The sequence below is a fragment of the Trinickia sp. genome, assembly GCF_051954495.1.
Lineage (GTDB): Bacteria > Pseudomonadota > Gammaproteobacteria > Burkholderiales > Burkholderiaceae > Trinickia.
This window is the reverse complement of record NZ_JBQCHR010000186.1, coordinates 1-4,494: the sequence shown is the minus strand read 5'-3', so window position 1 is coordinate 4,494 and position 4,494 is coordinate 1. Positions and strand designations below refer to the sequence as shown.

General features: G+C 61.9%; 4 protein-coding genes and 1 pseudogene. 1 reads left to right on the top strand and 4 read right to left on the bottom strand.

What is annotated here, in order from left to right; genetic code table 11:
* The 4 genes and pseudogenes from ACTHNR_RS26285 to ACTHNR_RS26270 all read right to left on the bottom strand — a co-directional run.
* Window positions 1–474: pseudogene (locus ACTHNR_RS26285) on the bottom strand (coproporphyrinogen-III oxidase family protein); the annotation flags it as partial.
* 386 nt (window positions 475–860) lie between these two features.
* Window positions 861–1,289 (bottom strand): CopM family metallochaperone, encoded by a 429-nt coding sequence (gene copM, locus ACTHNR_RS26280; RefSeq protein ID WP_440551712.1) that lies wholly within the window; start codon window positions 1,287–1,289, stop codon window positions 861–863.
* Between the two features lie 126 nt (window positions 1,290–1,415).
* A complete protein-coding gene (locus ACTHNR_RS26275) occupies window positions 1,416–2,372 on the bottom strand; it encodes a sugar ABC transporter substrate-binding protein (RefSeq protein WP_440551710.1) in 957 nt (318 codons plus the stop codon).
* Complete coding sequence (locus tag ACTHNR_RS26270; RefSeq protein ID WP_440551708.1) at window positions 2,369–3,919, bottom strand: methyl-accepting chemotaxis protein; 1,551 nt, start codon at window positions 3,917–3,919, stop codon at window positions 2,369–2,371. The genes ACTHNR_RS26275 and ACTHNR_RS26270 overlap by 4 nt, the downstream gene beginning before the upstream one ends.
* A gap of 167 nt (window positions 3,920–4,086) precedes the next feature.
* On the opposite strand from ACTHNR_RS26270, the gene ACTHNR_RS26265 reads away from it, so the two are divergent.
* Window positions 4,087–4,494 (top strand): TMEM175 family protein (locus tag ACTHNR_RS26265; RefSeq protein ID WP_440551706.1); only part of this gene is annotated, 408 nt, incomplete at its 3' end.

Genomic DNA, 4,494 nt, shown 5'->3' with positions numbered 1-4,494 from the left:
TCGCATGGCCAGGGCGCGCTCCGCGGTGAGGCTTTTCACTTCGACCTCGAACGAGAATTCGCGTAGATGCGACAGGTCGAATGTCTCGCGGATCAGTTCCCCGATCTGCCTGATCTGCTCGGGATCGAGCAAGCTAGGCGTGCCTCCGCCGAAAAAGATCGCCGAAATCGGCACCTGTTTGAGATCGATCAGGTCCGCCTTGAGGCGAATTTCAGCGAGGAGCGCGGCGAAGTATTCGTCGATGACGGCGCGGCTCGAATACCGTCCTCGCGTGAACGGACAAAAGTTGCAGATCGTGTCGCAGAACGGGATATGAAAATACAGCGCGCGCGAGCGAACGTGCCGCGCGGCATCCGTCCAAATCTGCGGCGCGGCGCTGGCCGCGCGCTCCTTGCCTTGACTCGGGAAGAAAAAGTTGTAGATCGGAAACTGACGATCGAATTTGACGAGCGACTTCCCTGACAGCAGCTCCATGCGTTCCTCCGAATGGAAGGGGGCCGCCGGCCCCCTCCTCTATCTATGCCGCAGCCGATTACCAAACGCCCATCTTGACCGGCATGGGATTCACCTCGGGTGCTTCGAAGTATCGCGATACGTCTTCCATTTCGGACTCCTAAGTAAGTGGTAAAGCAGGGACCCCCTGCGGGATGTTGGCGCGAACGCCGACATTCGGGACATCCGCCCTCGTGGCGCGCAAGCGGGCCATGGATGCCACGCGGGCTGTTTCAGGCTATCTTTATCTTACGTAGGCTAATTTAATGCAAGGACGAGGCGCGGCGTACCCGTCAAACTTGATAGGGCGCCGTCGCGTGGAGAATGTGGTTGCGGGCGTCGCGCGCCCGCGAGAGGGATGTCAGCGGCTACTGGTTGCCGTGCTTCTCTTGCCAGCTCTTCATGAACTGAATTTCGCGACGCTGACTGTCGATGATTCGCTTGGCCAAGCGCTTCAGCTGCGGATCCTTGCCGTACTTCGCTTCGACTTCGGCCATATCGACGGCGCCCTGATGGTGAGGAATCATGTGGGACACGAAGTCTTCGTCGGCATTACCCGTGTAGGCGGAGCCTTGCATGGCTTTCATCATGCGTTCGTCGGCGGCTTTGAAGGCCGTCGTGGAATCGCCGGTAGCGCCTTTCCCGCTCGCCGGGGCAGATTGCGCTTCAGCCGTGCTGCTCATGCTCGGCATCGACGCACCTTGCTGAGCATGGACGGCCAATGGCGCGCAAGCGAGCGCCGCCATGGCCAGCGTGAGCGCAGAAAACGAAAAGCCGATCTTGTTTGCGCGATGCATGCGATATCCCTCCTCGGTGACGATCGAAGGCCGCCCGCGGTCGCGGACGGACGAAGGGCCCGTCGTCGGGGACGAAAGGCCCTCGCTACCCCGGCTCGTGCAGCAAGTTGAATGCCGCGCCGCGTATCAATACGCCAAAAGGTCTTTGTAGTTCTGCGGCGTGATCAGCTTGAACGGCACATCGATCGTGCGCGGGAGATTGGGACTGCCCTTCTTCATATTGATCGCCAAATCGACGGCAGCCACGCCTTGCCCTTTCGCATCTTGATAGACAGTGGCCTTCAACGCACCGCGATCCATCTGCGCGAGCGCGTCCGGCGTCGCGTCGATCCCCATGATGAAGAGGCTGCCCGGCGCGCGGCCGGCTTTATGCAATGCGATGATCGCGCCGATGGCCATCTCGTCGTTGTTCGCGACGATCGCGTCGAGTTTCTTGCCTTGAGCAAGCCACTGCGTCGTCATCGTCATGCCTTTCTCGCGCGACCAGTCACCCACTTGCTCGATCACGAGATGCATATCCGGATAGTGGGCGAGCACTTCCTTGAAGCCGCGCGTACGCTGCACCGCCGCGTCGGTGCTCAGTTGCCCCACCATGACGGCCACGTCGCCTTTGCCGCCGAGCTGCTGGGCCACGTAATCGGCCTGCATGCGCCCGGCGAGAATATCTTGCGATCCAACGTAGGCCATTTCATCGCCGAGGGGCTCGCTCGGCTTGCGGTTCACGTAGACGAGCGGCACGCCCGCATCGCGCACCGCCTTCGTCATCGAGGCGGTCGCGGTCGAGTCCACAGGGAGGATGACGATCGCGTCGAGGTGATCGTTGGCGATCATCGAAGCGATCTCGGCGTTCTGACGGCTTTGGTCGGAATGCGCATCGGCGAACACGGGCTTCCATCCTTGCGCGCGCGCCTCCTTCGACATCGCCTCGCGCAGCAAAGTGGGGAAGTTGTCGTCGAACTCCGCCATGGCGATGCCGATTTTCGGTTTGGGCGGCTCGTTGGTCTGCGCCGCGGCGCTCGCCATGCAGCCGGCCCAAAGCGAAAGGGCTGTCGCGCATGCGCTCAAGAAACGAGTCGTCTTCATGCCGCATTCACCTTGAAAACCGCCACGAGCGCGGCAAGCCGGTCGGCCTGATCGCGCAGCGACGCCGCCGCGGACGCCGACTCTTCCACCAATGCGGCGTTTTGCTGCGTCGTCTCGTCGATATGCACGACGGCCTCGCGCACCTGTCCGAGATCGCGCTGCTGCGCTTGCGACGCATCGGCGATCTCCCCGATCAACGTGCTCACATGGCGCACGGCTTCGATGATGTCGCTCATCGCGCCGCCCGCTTCGCCCACGAGCTGTCCGCCTGTATCGACGATGTTCACCGACGACTCGATGAGTTCCTTGATTTCCTTTGCCGCCGCGGCCGAGCGCTGCGCGAGTGCCCGCACTTCGCTCGCGACGACGGCGAAGCCGCGTCCCTGCTCGCCCGCGCGCGCCGCTTCCACGGCCGCGTTCAGCGCGAGAATGTTGGTTTGAAACGCGATCCCGTCGATCACGCCGATGATGTCGTTGATCTTCGTCGACGAGGTGGTGATTTCGTTCATGCTGGTTACCACGCGCGCAACGATGTCGCCGCCGCGTTCTGCCGCGTCGAACGCCTGCCGCGAGAGCGTGTTGACCTGCAAGGCCGTTTCGGTCGATTGCGTGGCCGACTGACCTAGCTGATGCATGTAGGTTGCCGTTTGCTGCACGCTGAACGCGACCTTCTCGGTGCGCGCGCTCAGATCGAGGTTGCCCGCCGCGATTTCGTTCGAGGCGGTATTCACCGATTCGACGCCGTCGCGCACTTCCCCGATCAGCTTGCGCAGCCGATCCGACATTTCGGATAACGAACGAATCACATGAGCGACTTCATCGTTGCCCCGCGCCCGAATGTTGACCGTCAAGTCGCCGCGCGCGACGGTTTGAGCGAACGCCACGGCCGCATTGAGCGGTACGCTGATCGCGCGCGCAACGAGCGTCATCAACGCCGCCGCGATCGCCGCGGCGACGACGACCGCCACCGCGATCAACGTGAGCGAGCGGCGAGCGGCGCGGGTCGCATCCTCGCCCGCGTGAGTGGCCTCGGCCTGGCTCGCGTTCGCGAGCGCCGCCAGTTCGGCGGTCAAACGATCGAAGCTCTTCGCGCTGTCTTGCATGATGATCGCGCGAGCGGCATTGGGCGATGCGTTATCGACCTCGTCCTGAATCTTCGCGTCGGCGGCGAGATAGCTGCGCCACTCGGCGCTCGCGAGTTCGTATGTCTTGCGTTCGGCGTCGCCGAGCTGCAGTTCGCCGAAGGCCTTGAGTTGCGAGGACATCTCATCGATGCTCTTTTTCAGCTCGGGCAACACTTGGTCGCGTTGGTCGTAGCGCACGAGAATGTATGCGAACTCCTTGTTGCGCACCGTGGCCGCCAATTGGGCCGTGCGCTGCGCCTGCATGGCGGCGGGCATCCACCGGCCGCCGATCGCCTCGCTTTGGGACGCGATCCGCGCGATTTGAATAGCGCCGAATGCGCCGACCAGCAGCAAGCTGGCCAGCGCGACGGCTAACACGATCTGCAGCTTGCGCGCGACCGATACCTGGGATAGAGCGTTCATGGCTAGAAGTCGAAAGGTTGCACGTTTGCAAAAATGCATTACACGTGCTTCTTATCGGCAGCGCACGAGCGTCACAATAGTGTTGTAAGTACTTTTTTATTAAGCGACGGACCCTGCCGGGCGGCGGCGAATGCCGCGCCGGATCGATCTGTGCTCAAATCACGACAATGGAAAAGAACCGCCTGGAAGCATTCAGCGACGGCGTGATGGCCGTCGTCATCACGATCATGGTGCTGGAACTGAAGGTGCCGCACGGGGAAGACCTCGCGGCGCTGGCGCAGCTATGGCCGATCGCCATGAGCTATGTGCTCAGCTTCATTTATGTCGGCATCTATTGGAACAATCATCACCACATGCTGCAGGCCACACGCCAGGTCAACGGCGCGATCCTCTGGTGGAATCTGCACTTGTTGTTTTGGGTGTCGCTGTTGCCATTCAGCACGGGATGGATGGGCGAGAACCACTTCGCCCGCTGGCCCACGGTGCTATACGGCGTGAATTTGCTCGCATGTGCCTTGGCCTGGTTCGTGTTGCAAACGGGGCTCGTGCGCCATCATGGTCCCGACAGCTTGCTC